We start from the raw sequence: 17,998 nt of genomic DNA on the forward strand, positions 1-17,998 counted from the left end.
CCGTTCCGAGTGGCGTCAATGCATTCCAGCGTTGCAGCCGACCTGCGCCACCGTGGGAAGAGAAGAGGGGCCGTCGATGACTCAGATGCAGGAGCAGGAGACCGCGGACGAGACAGCACGGGCGGTGGACGCGGCATCCCGTGGTTGCCCGGAGTACCGGGCCAACCCGCACCCCCTCTACCAGCACCTGCGGGAGAACGCGCCGGTGTGCCGCATCACACCGCCCCACGGTGTGCACTCGTACCTGATCACCCGGTTCGAGGACGCGAAGGCCGCCCTTGCCGACCCGAGGATCAGCAAGGACATGTACGCGGCCATCGACGCCTACCGGTCCATCTTCGGCGACTCCTCCATCGCCCTGGACGACAACATGCTGTTCGCCGACCCGCCGAAGCACACGCGGCTGCGCCGGCTCGTCAACCGTGCCTTCGTGCCCCGCCGTATCGAGGCGCTGCGCCCACGGATCCAGGAGCTCACCGACACGCTGCTCGACAACTGCTCCACCCTGCAGGCCGTCGATCTGCTGTCGGCCTTCGCCTTCCCGCTGCCCCTGCAGGTGATCTGCGAGCTCATCGGCGTCCCCGAGGAGGAGCGGCAGGAGGTCCAGCAGTGGTGCAGCGTCGTCGCGCGGACCGGTTTCAGCAAGAAGGACAAGGATCGCCTGGCCGAGGCGGAGAACACCCTCCGGGAGTACTTCGAGGTCCTCATCGCCCGTAAGCGCAAGGCCCCCGAGGACGACTTGCTCAGCGTCCTCATCCAGACGCAGGACGAGCAGGAGTCGCTGACGGACGGTGAGTTGCTGTCCACGCTCTGGGTGCTGCTGTTCGCTGGCCACAAGACGACCGCCTACCTCATCGGCAACGCCGTCTACACCCTGCTCACCCATCCCGAGCAGCTCAGGCAGGTGATCGACTCACCCGACCTCCTCCCGAACGCGATCGAGGAGATCATCCGCTTCGAGGGCTCGGTCGAGAACGCGACCTTCCGCCACGCCCTCGAGGACATCACCATCGCGGGGACGCTCATTCCCAAGGGTTCGCTGGTACAGATCGCGGTCACCTCGGCCAACCGGGACGCCGCTGCGTTCGAGAGCCCCGACACCTTCGACATCACCCGGCCGGGCGTACAGAGCAACCACCTGGGCTTCGGTACGGGGCCGCACTACTGCCTCGGCGCACCGCTGGCGAGGATGGAGATGCAGATCGCCCTGGCCTCGCTCTTCCGCCGCTTCCCGCAACTTTCCCTGGCCCTGCCGACGGACGAGGCCAAGTGGCTCACCGTGCCCTTCCCCGCGTTCCGGGGCCTGACCGAACTGCCCGTCGTCCTGGACCCCTCCAGGGTTCTGGACGACTGGGCGTCCGGGATGGTCGACATCGCGTGACATCACGGGCGTAGCCCGCGACCCCGGCGAAGCACGCTGCCGGTACGGCCGGCGCGACGCCGGGGTCGCGGCGCACTCGGATGTCGCCCGTCCGGGCCACGCACGGGCGGCGATGTCGCGGATCTGGAGCATCGCATCGCAGGGATCCGATCCGGCCGCCGAGCCGCCCAGCCTCTGAGGCGGCGCGGCTCAGGCAGCCAGGGTCTGGCCGGCCCTGGTGGCGGCGTGACGGTCCGCTCGCAGTTGGTCCAGGAGTACGTCGGCGGCGGCGAGGGCGTGCTCCACCGACTGGGTGCCGGTCATGGCGCAGAGCGTGTGAGAGGTGTCTTCCAGCTCCCGGCTGGACTGGCCGGTGGGGTGGAGGTCATGGCGGAACCGGGCATCGGCGAAGCGGGCCAACACCGACCGCAGTTCCTTCTCCACGGGCAGCAGCACAGTGACAACCTCTCTCGAGAGGCGGGCCGCCGTACGCACCGGGCCCGCGGTATCCACCGAGCAGCACGCACTCCTCGGTGACGCCGCCGTCGCGGCGGAGCAGTACGTCCTCTCGCGAGTCGTATGCCCCCGCCTGATCGCCGTATGCGCGCACGCGTCGAGGTTCGCTCGGCAGAAGGGAACGGCGCCCGCCGGGGCGGTGCGCCGGAGCCACTGAGGGCCTGTGGCCTACGTCGGCTGCTCGGAGGAGACCGCCCGATGACCTGCGTCCGCTGCTCGGAGGAGACCGCGGAACCGCTGTCGGCGGCCCTGAGTCTGCGCCACAGCCGCTTTCCCGACCCGGGGGAGACGGCTGTGACCAGGCCGCTGGACTCTCTGGCCCGACATGCCGCCAACGATCGGTGGGCGCCGGCAAGGACCACCGTGCTGTGGCGCGGAGTTGAATGGACGTTGTGCGCGGGCGTCTCCTCGCGGATGGCGCGCTTCTCTTCGAGCTCTGCAGCGGCACGGTGCTCGAACCACTGCACCGAGTAGGCGGCCACCTCTCCCCGCTGGCTCCGTTCACGAGAATGGGGCTCTGGCACAGACCTTGGGGAGCTATTACGGCGAGTGATATTGCCGTTCGATTCGGAGGCGTCGCAGAGCTGTCGGCCGGGAGCCAGCCCGTACTCGGGGGTGCCCCGGTGCGGATGTGCGATCGGCTCCGCTCCCGGACGTGGCAACCGGGCCCGGCGCTCGCCACCGTGCCCGCGCCCCAGGCCGCTCTGGTTCAGCCCAGCGCCGCCATCAGGGCGGTGACATAGGCATCCAGCCGCTCCTCCACCACTCACGTCGTCAGCTCTGTCCTCCCCGCCTCCCGCCATGACTGCGCCACCAACCGCACTTCTTCTGAGCACGCCAGCCCGTTCCGCACCCGCCAGTACAGCCGCTCGCTCGCGGCCGCGGCCAGCACCCCGCCGGCCTCCTCATACACCTGAGGGAGCCGCAGACCCCACGCTGGGCCGTGCAGCAGCGCGAGATTGGTCGAGCAGTGCGCCACATCGAGATCCGCCGGGCCCCAGGAGGTCGCTGCCCAGTCGACGACCCCCGTGATCCGGGCACCCGCTGGCCTTGAGGGCGGCACGTCGAACAGCACGTTGCCGGGTTGGAAGTCCCGGTGCAGGAATCGCTCTTCATAGGGCGGCGCGGGCTTGCGAATCACGTCGATCGCCGCGGCCCATGCCGCCGCGTCGGCGCCCTTCGGAGTGACGACAGTGTCGGCGGTCGTCAACGTCACATACTCCCGGGGCCGCTCGGCGGGTCGCAACGCGTGGATCGCCACGAGTTGACGGGCCAGCAAGGGAACGCGCGTCTCCAATCCCTCAGCACCGGTGCGCCGCCGGATCCGTATCGCGGAGCCGTCCAGCAACACCAACCCACCGCGAGCCGGTCTTAGTCCACAGGGCACGCGCTCGTGCTGCCGGTTACTCAGAGCCAGTCCTTCCGCTTGAAGATGAGGTACAAACTGGCGCATACGATCGCCATCAGGGCGACGGCGAAGGGGTACCCGAGTGCCCAGTGCAACTCCGGCATCTCCCTGAAGTTCATGCCGTAGATCGTCCCGACCAGTGTGGGAGCGAACAGAATGGCCGCCCAAGAAGAGATCTTCTTGATCTCCTCGTTCTGTTCGAAGCCCGCCTCCGCCAACGCCCGCATCTCCGCGTTCTGTTGCTGGGTGACCAGGGTCGCGTTGACCGTGAGGATCTCGGTGAGGGCCTGACGGAAGCCGTCCACGCGTTCGCTGATGTGGGTGACGTGGTCGGCGACGTCGCGGAGGTAGCGCTGGAGTTCCTCGTCGGTCCCGTACTTGGTGAAGCCGGCCATCAGGCCGTGCAGCATGCCCACCAGGGGGCGGGTGGCGCGCTGGAACTCGACCATCTCGCGGGAGAGTTCGTAGGTACGGCGGGAGACTTCCGGGTCGCCGCGGAAGACCTCCGTCTCGATCTCGTCGATGTCGTTCTGGACGCCCTCGACGACCGGGGCGTAGCCGTCGACCACCACGTCGAGTATGGCGTAGAGGACCGCTTCCGGGCCGAGTTTCAGCAGGTCGGGGCTGTCCTCCATGCGGCGGCGTACCGCCGAGAGGTCCGGTGTCGCGCCGTGCCGGACCGTGATCACGAAGTCCGGGCCCACGAAGACGTGCAGCTCGGCGAAGTCGACCTCCTCCGGTGCGTCCAGATAACGGGCCGCGCGCAGGACCACGAAGAGCGTGTCGCCGTACCGTTCCAGCTTCGGGCGCTGGTGGGCCTCCATCGCGTCCTCGACCGCGAGCGGGTGCAGGTCGAACTCGACGGCCAGGGAGAGGAGTTCGTCCGAGGTGGGGCGGCCCAGGCCGATCCACGCCATGCCCGAGGGCTGGTCGTGCAGTTCCCGGTATGTCTCCGCGAGGGTCGCCGGCGTCGACACGCGCACACCGTCGCGGTACAGCGCCGCCTCCACGACGCTCGGCGGCTCGCCCGGCTCCGCGGCCGACGCGGAGTCCGGCTTCGGCTGCTCGGCCGTGTCCTGCTCCCGCGGCAGGGCGCGGCGCCAGACGGACCTTCTGGCACTCCTGCCGTTCCCGGAGTTCTTCGAGGCCGGGCTGGGGCGTCGCTCGGACATCGCGGCCGCCTCTCGGTGGGGCCTGCATCGGCGTGATCTGTGTGATCGTAGTGATCAGGCGTGATCAGTGGGTCTCGGAGCAGGATATACGGGGCATACAGGCCCGGCGGAGAGAATCACGACGGGATTCGGTGAGAGATACGGACAGGAACGGACAGGATCTGTCCGCGATGGGCGTTAGCGTGCCCGATATGGCGAAGACGTCACCGGGCCCGGTTCTCGGTACCCGCGCTCTCAATCGTGCCACCCTCGACCGTCAGCTGCTGCTGCGCCGCTCATCCCGGTCGGCGGAGGAGGCCGTGGCGCATCTCGTCGGCCTCCAGGCGCAGAACGTGAAGCCGCCGTACTACGCCCTCGCGGCCCGCCTCGACGGCTTCGCCCCGGAGCGGCTCTCGCGGCTGATGGCGGACCGGGAGGTCGTCCGTATCGTCACCATGCGGTCGACCATCCACACCCACACCGCCGACGACGCCCTCACCCTGCGCCCGCTCGTCCAGGCCGCCCGGGACCGCGAGCTGACCGCCTTCCGCAAAGGCCTGGCCGGCGTCGGCCTGGACCGGCTCGCCGTACTCGTCCGCGACCTGGTCGAGGCCGAGCCGCGCACCATGGCCGAGCTGCGTACGGCGCTGGGTGCCGAGTGGCCCGATGCCGACCCGCAGTCCCTGGCCGTCGCCGCTCGCTGCACCCTGCCCCTCGTCCAGGTACCCCCGCGCGGCCTGTGGGGCCGGTCCGGGCAGGTCGCCCTCACCACCGCCGAGCACTGGCTGGGCCGCCCCGCCGCACCGGCCCCGGCGCCGGACGACACCGTGCTGCGCTATCTCGCCGCCTTCGGCCCGGCCTCCGTCAAGGACATGCAGAGCTGGGCCGGACTGACGCGGATGCGTGAGGTCTTCGAACGGCTCCGGCCCCGTCTCCTCACCTTCCAAGGCGAGAACGGCGTCGAACTCTTCGACCTGCCCGACGCCCCCCGCCCCGACCCCGAGACCCCCGCCCCGCCTCGCTTCCTCCCCGAGTACGACAACCTCCTCCTCTCCCACGCCGACCGCACCCGCGTCGTCCCGCCCGAGCACCGGGGCCGCCTCTGGCAGGGCAACCAGCCTCACCGCACCCTGCTCGTCGACGGCTTTCTGGCGGGCGTGTGGAAGCCGGTGGACGACGCCCTCGTCATCGAGACCTTCCGCCCGCTGAGCGGCGCCGCCGAGCGGGCCGCCGTAGCAGAAGAGGCCGAGCACATGCTGGCCACCCTGCACCCCGGAACCTCGTACGACATCAGGTTCGGGACGGTCGTATCCCAAGCCGGTCGGTGACAGGTCAGTTCGCCCCATCCGTCGAGAAAGGGTCAGAGCACATTCAAACAGCGCCTCTGGAGTCGGGGCCATGGAACTGCGGCAGCTCACCTACTTCGTCGCCGTCGCCGAGGAGTTGCACTTCGGGAGGGCCGCCGAACGGCTGCACATCGTGCAGTCCGCGGTGAGCATAGAGATACAGCGCCTCGAGCGGGAGCTGGGAGCCGAGCTGTTCGACCGTTCGCCGCGCCGGGTCCGGCTCACGGGCGCGGGGGAGCGGCTGCTGCCCGAGGCACGGGCGGTGCCGGCGGCGGCCCAGAAGGCCCGGGCCGCCGTCGCCCCGCCGGCCGGGCTCAGGATCGGCACCAGCACGGGGCTCGGCGCGCACCTGGACCGGGTACTGGCCCGCGTTCGCCCGCCGTGCGCCGGACGTGCCCGTCGAGCTGTACTCGCTGCCGGTCGCAGAACGCCTCGCCCGGGTCGCGGGCGGGCGGCTGGACGCCGCGTTCGTACGAGCGGTCGAGCCGGTGCCCGGCGTACGGGTCCATCCGCTGTGGCCCGACCCCCTGGTCGCCGCTCTCCCCGCCACCCACCCCCTCGCCGCGCGCACGGAGCTCGGCGAACGCCGACGAGTTCGCTCTCGACCAGCCGGACCCCCTCGCCGCGCGCACGGAGCTCGGCCTCGACGAACTGGCCGGACTGCCCCTCGCGCTCACCGAGCGCCGCAACAATCCGGCCCTTGTCGACCTGGTCGACCTGGTCGTCGGTGCCTGCCGTGACGCCGGCTTGGAACCGCTGCCCGGACCGTCGCCGGATCCCTCCAGGACATCCTCGCCGGCATCGGCACCGGCCCGATGTGGACGGTCGTGTACGCCTCCCACGCGCGCGTGCTGCGCAGCCCGGCGGTGACCTTCGTACCGTTCCGGGCGCCGGGCGTGGCCCTGGCGGCCGGCCTCGTCGTGTCCGCCGTCACCCCGCCCCCGCACCTGAACGCCCTGCTGCCGGCCTGCGGCGATCACGCAAGCTGATCGCCGCGGTCGTGATCTGCCTTTTTGGTCACGGACGGCTGGCGCGATGGACCGGCCCCACCGAACGGGAAGCGCACTCGGAGGAGTTCAGGGCTGGGGTGCGGCGGGCAGGCTCACCGCCGACGAGTAGCCGTGCACGCCGCAGACATGGATAGGGGGCGCTGCGGGCTGCTCGTGGAAGCCCGCAACGCCCCCTGGTCACTCACCTGAGGGGTACTCAGGAGACCTTGGGTTACGAGTTGACCTGCGCGGTCACCAGGTCCGAGAAGGTGGTCAGCCGGCTGTAGACACCCGGGTAACCGGCCTCCGCGCACCCCTCGCCCCAGGAAGTGATCCCTGCCAGGACGCCCCCGATGAGCAGGGGACCGCCGCTGTCGCCCTGGCAGGTGTCTACGCCGCCGGAGGTGTATCCGGCGCACACCATGTCGGTCTGGACGAAGTCCGAACCGTAGGAGCTCTTGCAGCCGGAGTCGGACACGATCGGGACGGTCGCGGTCCGCAGCTGGTTGGAGGAGCTGCCGTTCTCCGAGGTGGTGCCCCAGCCGAGGATGCGGGCCGTGGTGCCGGCCGCGTACAGGCTGGTCTGGGAGGAGCTGACGTACGACGCCGGGGTGTACGACATCGCCGTCGAGAGGGTGAGGACCGACACGTCGTCGCCGTTGGTGGCGTCCGTGTAGTCCGGGTTGATCCAGATCTTGCTGACCTTGCTGACCGTGCCGTTGGTGCCGTTGAGGTACGTGCGGCCCCCGACCACGCGGACGTTGCCGGCGGACTCGCCCTCCATGCAGTGGGCGGCGGTCACCACCTTGGTGGCCGACACCAGGGTGCCGCCGCAGAACTGGCTGCCCGACGCGTCCGTGATCTGCATCATGAACGGGTACGCGGTGGTCGTGGTCGTCGTGCCGCCGACGATGGGCTGGGGGGCGGCTGACGCGGTGGGGGACGCGATCAGCGCGGTCGCTGCGGCGGCAGCCGTCGCCGCCAGGACGGCGGCGGTCTTTCTAGCGCGGTTGAGCCCGAACATGAGTCTCCTCAGTGGGGGTTGCCGGTGGGGGGTCGCGCTGGTGTGGGGGGTGCAGCACGGGGGTCGCGGGACCGACCCCCGTATGCCCGGGCGAGCGGCACATCCATAAGCTAGGACCCGGAACCCCACCCTCCCAATGAGGGAACCCCCTAGGGGGATGGGGGAGGGAAAACCCTCGGTCCGCCTCAGTTAACCGGGAGCGCTCTCACTTCGCGCGCCGCTCCGCCGCCAAACGGACTATGTCCACGCGCGATCGGATGCCCAGCTTGCGGTAGACCCGGGTCAGCGTCGCCTCCACCGTCTTGACGCTGATGAACAGCCGGGCGGCGATCTCCCGGTTGGTGGCGCCCTCCATGACCAGCGCGGCGACCTGACGCTCCATCGCGGCCAGCCCCTCCAGGGCGGCGGCGGGCTCGGCCGGCGCCCCGACCGCCGGCGCGGGCTCGGGCGCCGAGACGGCCTCGTCCACCTGACGCAGCCACGGCAGTGCCCGGCACCGCCGGAACAGCCGGGTGGCCTCGTCGTACGCCGTGGGGGAGCGCCGCTCGCGCAGCGAGGCGAGCGCGAACGCGGCCCGTGCCTCCTCCAGGCCGTAGCCCAGTTTGGCGAACCGGTCCTGGGCCGAGGTCAGCTGGGCGACGGCCGCGTCGTGTTCGCCGTGGGCCGCCCGGACGAGCGCCTCGGCCCGGTCGAGCACGGCGAGAACACTCTCCCGGCGGAGCCTGAGCGCGTGCTCCCGGGTGACGTCGATGACGTCCTGCGCCTCGGCCGGCTCACCCACCCGGACCAGCGCCTCGGCCAGGTCGCCCTGCCAGCGGCCGCGCGCCGGGTCGGTGATGCCGAGGCTCTGCTCCAGCTCCCGCACCCGGCGCAGCGAGCGCACGGTGCCCGCCGGGTCGCCTGCCACCAACTGGGCGTATCCGAGTGCGCCCAGGGCCCGGGACAGATACACCGTGTCGCCGTCCTGTTCGGCGTGGTCCACCGCCTCCCGGGCCAGCGCGAGGCCCCGGTCCACATCACCGCCGGAGGCCTCGGCCAGCGAGGTGAGCATCGCGGAGGCGGTCTCGCCGATCCCGGAGTCGTGCGCGAGGCGCAAACCCTCCTGGGCCAGATCGAGCGCCCGGCCGCAGTGCCCGGAGCGCAGCTCGGTCTCGGCCAGCCCGCGCAGGAAGTGCACCTCGCTCTCCACCTGGCCGCGCCGGCGCACCTCGCGCAGCAGCGCGGTGACCGTGGCCCGTGCCTCGGCCAGCTGGTCGCCCATCACCAGCCAGCGGAACCGGGCGCTGCCGGCCCCGTTGTGATGGCACGACACGTTCGGGTCCTGCGGCTCCGTCAGGGCGCGCTTGATGGTGGCGGGCGCGGCCGGATGGCCCATCAGGGTCTCGACCTGGGCCTGCAGGGACAGCGCGAGCAGCTCGGTGCGCCGGTCGTCGCCGCGCGCCGCGAGATCGGCGGAGTGCGCGGCCGCCTGCCGGGCCTCGGTGAAGTCGCCCCCCACGATCAGCGCCCGCCAGGCCAGCTGGTAGTGGACGAGACCGAGCAGCCGGGGGTCGTCGCCGGCGTCGGCGAGGGCGTGCGGGAAGGCCGCGTCGACCTCCGTCATGGTGTGGCCGGCGGTGTCGATCACGATGATCCAGGCCCGCACCCGGTCCGCGGGGCGGGTGGCCCGGGTGAGCACCTCGCGGGCGATGTCCTGGGCGAGGTCGACCTCGCCCGCGGTGATCGCGTCCTCGGCGGCCCGGAGCCGGCGCTCGTCCGGCGTGGGTGTGGTGTCGGCTGGGGTGTGCCGGGCGGCGAGCAGCCCGAGCTGTGCGGCGACCGAGGGCGCGCCCCGGTCCCGGGCCTGGGTCGCGGCCTCGGCGAGCCGGGCGGCCACCTCCGGGTCGGTGCCGGTGGTGGCCAGGGCCAGGTGCCGGGCCCGCTCGATCGGGTCGGAGGCTGCCGTCGACAGCGCCGCGTGCGCGGCCCGGCGCTCCTGCGCGGGCGCCTCGGCGTACAGCGCGGCGGAGATCAGGGGGTGTGCGAAGCGCACGGCGGGGCCCTCCGGCTCGGTGGCCAGCAGCCCGAGTTCGGCCGCCTGGGCGCACTCGGCCTCGACGTTCTCCCGGCCGGCCGCGTGCAGCAGGGCGGGTGTGGGCCTGGCACCGGCGCTGGCCACCAGGAGGGTGCGGCGGGCCTCGACGGACAGCATGTCGAGGCGGGTGAGGACCAGGGCGCGCAGCGAGGTCGGCACCGGCAGTGGCTCGCCGGGCCGGGGCGGGGTCGGGTTCTCGGCGAGGGCGCGGCCGAGTTCCAGGGCGAACAGCGGGTTGCCGCCGCTGGTGCGGTGGATCTCCCGGACCGCGGCCCGGGTCAGCCCGGAGTGCCCGCGGTGGTCCAGCAACTCGGAGACCTGCTTGCGGGTGAGCGGGCCGAGGCGGACGGCGACGGTGTCCGGGGGTGACGCGCGTAGGTGACGGTCGTACTCCTGGCCCTCCGTGCGGACCGCGCACAGCAGTTGGACCGGGGTGCCGCCGAGGCGGCGGGCGGCGAAGCCGAGGAGTTCGGCGCTGGCCGGATCCAGCCACTGGAGGTCGTCGGCGACGACCAGCACCGGCCCCTCGGCGGCCAGCGCGCGCAGCGCGGACAGGACCGCGAGGCGCAGGGCGAGGCCGTTGCGCTGGAGGGTGGACTCGCCGCGGCCGGTGAGCGCCGACTCCAGGGCGGTGCGCTGGGCGCCGGGCAGCCGGGGCGCGACCTCGTCGAGGACCAGTCCGAAGAGGTCGGCGAGGGCGAGGAAGGGGAGATGGGATTCGGACTCGGTGGCCGAGCAGCGCAACACGGTGCGGGCGGTGCCGGAGTATTCGGCGTCCAAGGCCCGCAGGACGGTCGATTTTCCTATTCCGGCGGGCCCGTGCAGGAGCACGCTGCCGCCCGAGGTGAGCTGTTCACGAGCGGCCGAGAACAGCTCGGCCCGGCCGATGACCAGGTCGGGGCGGCATCTGGCAGACTCCTGGAAGTCCCGTCGCACGGTCACCGCTCCCCTCGTGTGTCGTGTCCGGGCCAAATTCTAGGCAACGAACCCCGAAATTCGGCCGGACGGCGTGGTGAGGGAAATAACAGCGCTCCGGCAGCCGGAAATTCAAAGCGTATCCGCATGAATGGAATGGGTCCCCTCCGCTACGGCAACAACCCCGTCCGACGAGCCGCCGCCACCGCCTCCCCCCGGGTGTGCGCGCCCAGTTTCCGCATCGCCGAGCGCAGATACGCCTTGACCGTCTCGGGCCGCAGCCCGAGCCGCTCGGCCACCGCCGCGTTGGTCGCACCGGCCGCCACCCAGGCCAGCACATCCAGCTCCCGGGGCGCCAGTGTCCCATCGGCCGCCCGTGCCGGGGCGGCCAGCAGCCCACAGGCGGCGAGCAGTTCGGCGCGCAGCCCGGGGTCGGTGATCCGCGGGGCGAGCGCCCGCAGCGCGGCATGCGCCTCCCGCACCTGCTCCCAGGCGGCCCCCGGATCCGGTACGGCGGCGGGTTCCGGCCGTGCCGCCGCCAGCAGCCCCCTGGCCTGGTCCTGCACGACCAGCGCCTGTTCCACGTCCCGCGCCGCCGCCACCGCCGCGCCGAGCGTGCGGTCGCCCAGCGGCTGGGCGGTGCGCAGCGCGCCGTACAGCACGCCCCGCACCCGGCGCCGCACCACCACGGGCACCGCGAGCACCGAGCGGATGCCCTCGGCCGCGACCGGGATGTCGTACTCGTGGCTGATCTGCCGGGAGACGGAGTAGTCGGTGACCGCGCACGGGCGGCCCAGCGCGACCGCCTTGCCGCCCAGGCCGTTTCCCGAGGTGACCGCGAGGGACCGCAGGGCGGCCGTGTGGGCGCCGGTCAGCTCGCTGATCCGCACCTGCGGCCGGCCCGCGTCGACGAGCCCGCCGAAGGCGATCGGGAGCCCGGTGGCGCGCCGGAGTCTGGCCAGCGCACCGAGTATCTCCACCGCCCCCGCGACCTCTGCTGCCACTTGTGCCGCCCCTTCGACCCCGGACCTGTGATGTCCACACCCCCGTTCGGGGGTAGTGAGACCTGCATCACGGATTACACGATGCCAGAGAGCCGCCCGGCAATGGTCCGGTACTGAAGGAGACGCGTATGACGAGTGCGACGGAGGACTTCCGCAGGGCACGGGACTTCCTGCTGGAACACCGTGACGACTATGCCACCGCTTACGAGGGCTTCGACTGGCCGCGGCCGGAGCACTTCAACTGGGCGCTGGACTGGTTCGACGTCATCGCCGAGGGCAACGACCGCACCGCCCTGCACATCGTGGAGGAGGACGGCACCGGGACGAAGCTGTCCTTCGCCGAGCTGTCCGAGCGCTCCGACCGGGTCGCGGGCCATCTGCGGGCGCGGGGCGTCGAGCCGGAGGACCGCATCCTCGTCATGCTCGGCAACCAGGCCGAGCTGTGGGAGACCGCGCTGGCCGCGATGAAGCTGCGTGCCGTCGTCATCCCGGCCACCCCGCTGCTCGGTCCGGCCGACCTGCGCGACCGCGTCGAGCGGGGCCGGGTGAAGCATGTGATCGCGCGGCCCGAGGACGCCGCCAAGTTCGCCGAGGTGCCCGGGACGTACACCCGGATCGCGGTGGGCGGGCTGCCGCCGTCGGAGGAGGGGGCGTGGGAGCCGTACGAGGACGCGTACGCCGCCTCGGCCGACTTCGTGCCGGACGGGCCGACGCTGGCCGACGACCCGCTGATGCTCTACTTCACCTCGGGCACCACCGCACGGCCCAAGCTGGTCGAGCACACCCACACCTCGTACCCGGTCGGGCATCTGGCCACCATGTACTGGATCGGCCTCAAGCCCGGTGATGTGCACCTGAACATCTCCTCGCCGGGCTGGGCGAAGCACGCCTGGTCGAACCTGTTCGCGCCGTGGAACGCGGAGGCGACGGTCTTCATCCACAACTACAGCCGATTCGACCCGGGCCGGCTGATGGCCGAGATGGACCGGCACGGGGTGACCTCCTTCTGCGCCCCGCCGACGGTGTGGCGGATGCTGATCCAGGCGGATCTGACGCAGCTGCGTACCCCGCCCCGTGAGGTGGTGGCGGCCGGTGAGCCGCTCAATCCCGAGGTGATCGAGCAGGTGCGGCGGGCCTGGAACCTCACCATCCGGGACGGGTTCGGGCAGACGGAGACGGCCGTACAGGTCTCCAACAGCCCCGGGCAGCCGCTGAAGACCGGCTCGATGGGCCGCCCGAGTCCGGGGTACCGCATCGAGCTGCTCGACCCGGTGTCGGGGGCGCCGGGGATGACGGAGGGCGAGATCGCGCTCGACCTGTCGGCGCGGCCGGTGGGCCTGATGAGCGGGTACCACGGGGACGCCGACCGTACGGCGGAGGCGATGGCCGGCGGCTACTACCGCACCGGTGACATCGGCTCCCGGGACGAGGACGGCTACATCACCTACGTCGGCCGTGCGGACGACGTGTTCAAGGCGTCCGACTACAAGATCAGCCCGTTCGAGCTGGAGAGCGCGCTCCTTGAGCACGAGGCGGTGGCCGAGGCGGCCGTCGTCCCGGCGCCGGACGAGCTGCGGCTGGCCGTGCCCAAGGCGTACGTCGTGCTGGCGGCGGGCTGGGAGCCGGGCCCGGACACCGCGAAGGTGCTCTTCGAGCACGCCCGTCAGGTCCTCGCGCCGTACAAGCGCATCCGGCGGCTGGAGTTCGCCCCGCTGCCCAAGACCGTGTCCGGAAAGATCCGGCGGATCGAGCTGCGCGAGGCGACGGCGGCGGGCTCGGCCGGGGAGTACCGCGAGGAGGACTTCCGGTGACCTCGGCATCCGCACTCTCGTACACGCACGGCACGAGCGGCACGGCCCTGCTCGGTGACACGATCGGCGCCAACCTCGACCGGGCCGTCGCGGCCTGGCCGGACCGGGAGGCGCTCGTCGACGTGCCGTCCGGGCGACGCTGGACCTACGCCGAATTCGCCGCCGACGTCGACCGGTTGGCCTCCGCGCTGCTCGCGAGCGGGATCGCCAAGGGCGACCGGGTGGGCATCTGGGCGGTCAACTGCGCCGAGTGGGTGCTGGTGCAGTACGCCACCGCCCGGATCGGCGCGATCATGGTCAACATCAATCCGGCCTACCGGACCCACGAGGTCGAGTACGTCCTCAAACAGGCCGGGGTCTCCCTGCTGTTCGCCTCACTCAGCCACAGGACCAGCGACTACCGGGCGATGGTGGAGGAAGTGCGGGGCCGGTGCCCGCAGTTGCGGGAGGCCGTGTACATCGGGGATCCCGGCTGGGAGGCGCTGGTCGCGCGCGGGACGGCCGAGTGGGGCGCCGAACTGGCTGCCCGCACGGCGGAGTTGTCCTGCGACGACCCCATCAACATCCAGTACACCTCGGGGACCACCGGCTTCCCGAAGGGGGCCACGCTGTCCCACCACAACATCCTCAACAACGGCCATTTCGTCGGGGAGTTGGTCGGATACAGCGAGCAGGACCGGATCTGCATCCCGGTTCCCTTCTACCACTGCTTCGGCATGGTGATGGGCAACCTGGCCGCCACCTCGCACGGCGCCTGCATGGTGATCCCGGCCCCGTCCTTCGAGCCGAGGGCGACCCTGGAGGCGGTCCGGCAGGAGCGCTGCACCTCGCTGTACGGGGTACCGACGATGTTCATCGCGGAGCTGAACCTCGCCGACTTCGCGTCGTACGACCTGTCGTCGCTGCGCACCGGCATCATGGCGGGCTCGCCCTGCCCGGTCGAGGTGATGAAACGGGTGGTCGCCGAGATGCACATGGCGGAGGTCTCCATCTGCTACGGCATGACCGAGACGAGTCCGGTGTCGCTCCAGACCCGTATCGACGACGACCTGGAACACCGCACCGGCACGGCCGGCCGGGTGCTGCCGCACCTGGAGGTCAAGGTCGTCGACCCGGCCACCGGGGTCACCCAGCCCCGCGGCACGTCAGGCGAGTTGTGCACCCGGGGCTACAGCGTGATGCTCGGTTACTGGAAGGAGCCGGAGAAGACGGCGGAGGCCGTCGACCCGGGGCGCTGGATGCACACCGGCGATCTGGCGATGATGCGCGAGGACGGGTACGTCGAGATCGTCGGCCGGATCAAGGACATGATCATCCGGGGCGGCGAGAACATCTACCCGCGCGAGATTGAGGAGTTCCTCTACGCCCACCCCAAGATCCGTGACGTCCAGGTGGTCGGGGTGCCGCACGAGAGGTACGGCGAGGAGGTGCTGGCCTGTGTCATCCCCCACGACCCGGCCGAACCGCTCACCCTGGAGGAACTGCGGGCCTTCTGCGAGGGCCGGCTGGCCCACTACAAGGTGCCGAGCCGGATGCAGATCCTGGAGACCTTCCCGATGACGGTGTCGGGCAAGGTACGCAAGATCGAGCTGCGGGAGACCTACGGAGGCTGAGCCTCTTCGTTCGCCGGGCGCCGTCCGGGACACCTGAGGTGTCTCAGACGGCGCCGGTTGCGTCCAGGCCGTCCGCGGGGTCGTTGACCGGCTGCGGTGTGCCCGTGAGGTCCAGGACGAACAGCGGGATGCCGAGGGCGTCGGCGCGGTCGCGGGCGTCCTCGGTGTATCCGGCGAGGGAGAAGTAGACGCAGCCGGAGTCCTCCGTCATCGCCGTCAGCCACAGGCACTCCACGTCCCGCAGCGAGGCCGGGCGCACGGTCGGGTCCACCTGGGCGACCAGACCGGGCGCGGCCAGGCCGATGCCGGACGGCGGCTGCTGGTCGGCGCGGCGGATGTCCCGGTAGCCGAGCCACCGCAGATAGAGCGCGGCGGCGGTGACCACGTCCCGGGCGGTACGGATGGTGACCGGATGGAAAGGGGGCCGCGGCTCGGGACCCGGCGCGGGCGCGGGCGCGGACACGTTCCCGGCGACCGGGACGCGCAGTACCGCCCCGCAGGGGCAGCCCAGCTCCGGCTGCGGCCACTGGTCCCGGCGGCCGCAGGAGCCGCAGCTCACCGTCAGCCACTCCTCGTCCCAGGCGCGGTGCGCCACCGGCGTCGGCGCGGCCGTGCCGTCGAGGGACGGGGTGATCGGGGCACCGCAGGCGTAGGGGTACGACGGCGCGGTGTAGACGTGCTCGCGCCGACAGGCCGGACAGCACACCGGCACGCTCTCGGACATGGCCCCACCTCAGGCGTCGTGTCGCTTCACGGTCCCATGCTGCTCCCGCCGGGGCCCGGTTGTCCGTCCCTTGACGACGTTCATCCCCGCACCTACATTGATTTCAGATAGCAGAAGTTATTTTCCGCAATGTGGAAACCGTAAGGGATCTACCGCGGAAGCATCCGGAAGATTTCAGATCTGGAGACTGTGCTCACCGCGGGGCGCGACGGGAGCAGGCATCCGACAGCCGAAGCAGGAGTACTCGATGGCTCGAATGACCGCTGCCCGCGCGGCAGTTGAGATCCTCAAGCGCGAGGGCGTCAGCGCCGCGTTCGGGGTGCCGGGCGCGGCGATCAACCCGTTCTACGCGGCGCTGAAGGCCTCCGGCGGCATCAACCACACCCTCGCCCGCCATGTCGAGGGCGCCTCGCACATGGCCGAGGGCTACACCCGGACCCACGCCGGCAACATCGGCGTCTGTATCGGCACGTCCGGCCCGGCCGGCACCGACATGATCACCGGCCTGTACTCGGCCACCGGGGACTCCATCCCGATCCTCTGCATCACCGGCCAGGCGCCGACCGCGGTGATCCACAAGGAGGACTTCCAGGCCGTCGACATCGCCTCGATCGCCAAGCCCGTGACCAAGATGGCGGTCACCGTGCTGGAGGCGGCCCAGGTCCCCGGCGTCTTCCAGCAGGCCTTCCACCTGATGCGCTCCGGCCGCCCGGGCCCGGTCCTGATCGACCTGCCGATCGACGTCCAGCTCACCGAGATCGAGTTCGACCCGGAGACGTACGAGCCGCTCCCGGTCTACAAGCCGGCCGCGACCCGCCCCCAGATCGAGAAGGCGATCGGCCTGCTGAACGCCGCCGAGCGCCCGCTGATCGTCGCGGGCGGCGGTGTCATCAACGCGGATGCCGCCGAACTGCTGGTGGAGTTCGCGGAGCTGACGGGAACGCCGGTCGTCCCCACCCTCATGGGCTGGGGCGTGCTGCCCGACGACCACGAGCTGAACGCCGGCATGGTCGGCCTGCAGACCTCGCACCGCTACGGCAACGCGACCTTCCTGGAGTCCGACTTCGTCCTCGGCATCGGCAACCGCTGGGCCAACCGCCACACCGGCAAGCTGGACGTCTACACGGCGGGCCGGAAGTTCGTCCACGTCGACATCGAGCCGACCCAGATCGGCAAGATCTTCGCCCCCGACTACGGCATCGCCTCCGACGCCAAGGCGGCTCTGGAGCTCTTCGTCGAGGTGGCAAGGGAGTTGAAGGCCGCGGGCAGGCTGCCCGACCGCTCCGCCTGGGCCGCGGCCGCGCAGGAGAGGAAGGCGACCCTCCAGCGCCGTACGCACTTCGACGACATCCCGATCAAGCCGCAGCGCGTCTACGAGGAGATGAACAAGGCCTTCGGCCCGGAGACCCGGTATGTCTCCACGATCGGTCTCTCACAGATCGCCGGCGCCCAGATGCTGCACGTCTTCAGGCCGCGGCACTGGATCAACTGCGGCCAGGCGGGCCCTCTCGGCTGGACCATCCCGGCCGCGCTGGGCGTGGCCAAGGCCGACCCGGAGGCCTCCGTGGTGGCCCTCTCCGGCGACTACGACTTCCAGTTCATGCTGGAGGAGCTGGCGGTCGGCGCGCAGCACAAGATCCCGTACGTCCACGTCCTCGTCAACAACTCCTACCTGGGGCTGATCCGCCAGGCGCAGCGGGCGTTCGAGATCGACTTCCAGGTCAATCTCGAGTTCGAGAACATCAACTCGCCCGAGCTGGGCGTCTACGGAGTCGACCACGTCAAGGTCGCCGAGGGCCTGGGCTGCAAGGCCATCCGGGTGACCGACCCGAACGAGCTGGGCGCGGCCTTCGAGCGGGCCAAGAAGCTGGCGCAGGAGCACCAGGTGCCGGTGGTGGTGGAGGCGATCCTGGAGCGGGTCACGAACATCTCGATGTCCACGACCAACGACATCGGCAACGTCGTCGAGTTCGAGGAGATCGCGACCGAGCCCGGTCATGCGCCGACGTCGATCAGGACGCTGAAGGTCTGAGCCGGCCGAGACGAGAGCGGGCGGCCCATCC

Annotated in this window: 12 protein-coding genes and 1 pseudogene; 6 read left to right on the forward strand and 7 right to left on the reverse strand. The window is 71.2% G+C overall.

What is annotated here, in order from left to right:
• Window positions 1–76 precede the first annotated feature (76 nt).
• On the forward strand, window positions 77–1,381 hold the full coding sequence (locus ABZ396_RS18140; protein WP_358924050.1) for a cytochrome P450: 1,305 nt from the start codon (window positions 77–79) through the stop codon (window positions 1,379–1,381).
• Window positions 1,382–1,570: 189 nt separating this feature from the next.
• On the opposite strand, the gene ABZ396_RS18145 is transcribed toward ABZ396_RS18140, so the two are convergent.
• The 3 genes from ABZ396_RS18145 to ABZ396_RS18155 form a co-directional block, all read right to left on the reverse strand.
• The gene (locus tag ABZ396_RS18145; RefSeq protein WP_358924052.1) at window positions 1,571–1,816 is read right to left on the reverse strand and encodes a DUF5133 domain-containing protein; all 246 of its coding nucleotides are present in this window, start codon (window positions 1,814–1,816) and stop codon (window positions 1,571–1,573) included.
• 826 nt (window positions 1,817–2,642) lie between these two features.
• On the reverse strand, window positions 2,643–3,329 hold the full coding sequence (locus tag ABZ396_RS18150) for a phosphotransferase (protein ID WP_358924054.1): 687 nt from the start codon (window positions 3,327–3,329) through the stop codon (window positions 2,643–2,645).
• The gene (locus ABZ396_RS18155; RefSeq protein WP_358924056.1) at window positions 3,284–4,456 is read right to left on the reverse strand and encodes a magnesium and cobalt transport protein CorA; all 1,173 of its coding nucleotides are present in this window, start codon (window positions 4,454–4,456) and stop codon (window positions 3,284–3,286) included. The genes ABZ396_RS18150 and ABZ396_RS18155 overlap by 46 nt, the downstream gene beginning before the upstream one ends.
• Before the next feature lie 191 nt (window positions 4,457–4,647).
• Between ABZ396_RS18155 and ABZ396_RS18160 the strand changes: the two genes are divergently transcribed.
• Both ABZ396_RS18160 and ABZ396_RS18165 read left to right on the forward strand, forming a co-directional pair.
• Window positions 4,648–5,763: a winged helix DNA-binding domain-containing protein gene (locus tag ABZ396_RS18160; protein ID WP_358924058.1), complete on the forward strand. Its 1,116-nt coding sequence runs from the start codon at window positions 4,648–4,650 to the stop codon at window positions 5,761–5,763.
• Window positions 5,764–5,833: 70 nt separating this feature from the next.
• A pseudogene (locus ABZ396_RS18165) lies at window positions 5,834–6,770 on the forward strand (LysR substrate-binding domain-containing protein).
• A 232-nt stretch (window positions 6,771–7,002) separates the two neighbouring features.
• Here the strand turns inward: ABZ396_RS18165 and ABZ396_RS18170 are convergent.
• From ABZ396_RS18170 to ABZ396_RS18180, 3 genes are all read right to left on the reverse strand, one after another.
• Window positions 7,003–7,794 carry a serine protease gene (locus tag ABZ396_RS18170; protein WP_358924060.1) on the reverse strand — a complete coding sequence of 264 codons (792 nt, stop codon included), beginning with the start codon at window positions 7,792–7,794 and terminating at the stop codon, window positions 7,003–7,005.
• Window positions 7,795–7,999: 205 nt separating this feature from the next.
• Complete coding sequence (locus ABZ396_RS18175) at window positions 8,000–10,810, reverse strand: AAA family ATPase (protein WP_358924062.1); 2,811 nt, start codon at window positions 10,808–10,810, stop codon at window positions 8,000–8,002.
• A gap of 143 nt (window positions 10,811–10,953) precedes the next feature.
• Window positions 10,954–11,787 carry a helix-turn-helix transcriptional regulator gene (locus tag ABZ396_RS18180; RefSeq protein ID WP_358924063.1) on the reverse strand — a complete coding sequence of 278 codons (834 nt, stop codon included), beginning with the start codon at window positions 11,785–11,787 and terminating at the stop codon, window positions 10,954–10,956.
• A 128-nt stretch (window positions 11,788–11,915) separates the two neighbouring features.
• On the opposite strand from ABZ396_RS18180, the gene ABZ396_RS18185 reads away from it, so the two are divergent.
• Window positions 11,916–13,598 (forward strand): AMP-binding protein, encoded by a 1,683-nt coding sequence (locus tag ABZ396_RS18185; protein WP_358924065.1) that lies wholly within the window; start codon window positions 11,916–11,918, stop codon window positions 13,596–13,598.
• Window positions 13,595–15,211, forward strand: coding sequence for an AMP-binding protein (locus ABZ396_RS18190; protein WP_358924066.1), 1,617 nt, complete (start codon window positions 13,595–13,597; stop codon window positions 15,209–15,211). The genes ABZ396_RS18185 and ABZ396_RS18190 overlap by 4 nt, the downstream gene beginning before the upstream one ends.
• A gap of 43 nt (window positions 15,212–15,254) precedes the next feature.
• Here ABZ396_RS18190 and ABZ396_RS18195 read toward each other — a convergent pair whose 3' ends face one another.
• Window positions 15,255–15,935, reverse strand: coding sequence for a hypothetical protein (locus ABZ396_RS18195; RefSeq protein WP_358924067.1), 681 nt, complete (start codon window positions 15,933–15,935; stop codon window positions 15,255–15,257).
• 247 nt (window positions 15,936–16,182) lie between these two features.
• Between ABZ396_RS18195 and gcl the strand changes: the two genes are divergently transcribed.
• Complete coding sequence (gcl, locus tag ABZ396_RS18200; RefSeq protein WP_358924068.1) at window positions 16,183–17,967, forward strand: glyoxylate carboligase; 1,785 nt, start codon at window positions 16,183–16,185, stop codon at window positions 17,965–17,967.
• The last annotated feature ends 31 nt before the right edge of the window (window positions 17,968–17,998 follow it).

The sequence above is a fragment of the Streptomyces sp. NPDC005866 genome (genome assembly GCF_040629895.1).
Lineage (GTDB): Bacteria > Actinomycetota > Actinomycetes > Streptomycetales > Streptomycetaceae > Streptomyces.